This window comes from Roseivivax isoporae LMG 25204 (assembly GCF_000521865.1).
Classification (GTDB): domain Bacteria; phylum Pseudomonadota; class Alphaproteobacteria; order Rhodobacterales; family Rhodobacteraceae; genus Roseivivax; species Roseivivax isoporae.
This window is the reverse complement of sequence record NZ_JAME01000199.1, coordinates 1-311: the sequence shown is the minus strand read 5'-3', so window position 1 is coordinate 311 and position 311 is coordinate 1. Positions and strand designations below refer to the sequence as shown.

General features: G+C 69.1%; 1 pseudogene. It reads right to left on the bottom strand.

The window, feature by feature from the left end:
- Positions 1–279: pseudogene (locus tag RISW2_RS23335) on the bottom strand (serine O-acetyltransferase EpsC); the annotation flags it as partial.
- Between the last annotated feature and the right edge of the window lie 32 nt (positions 280–311).

Below are 311 nucleotides of genomic sequence, written 5' to 3'. Positions count from 1 at the left end.
GTGACGCCGCAGCTCCAGCCGCGCCTGTTCCAGCAGGCTGCGCAGGGCCGCGTCCAGCGTGTAGCCGACATAGAAATTCTCGCTTTCGTGGCGCATGTCCACCGGCCCCAGGCGCATGGGGAAAAGCGCGCGCTTGAACTTGTCGAAGATGTCGGCCAGCGCCTCGCGCGACGGAAACTCGCGTTCGCCTGGCTCGCGGGCGCGCTGTTGCGAGGTGCGCCATTGGGCGCGGATGCCGTCCAGGGCGCGCACCACGCCCTCCAGATCGAAGGCCGCCATGTCAGTCCTGCACCCAGGGCAGGCCGCGATGG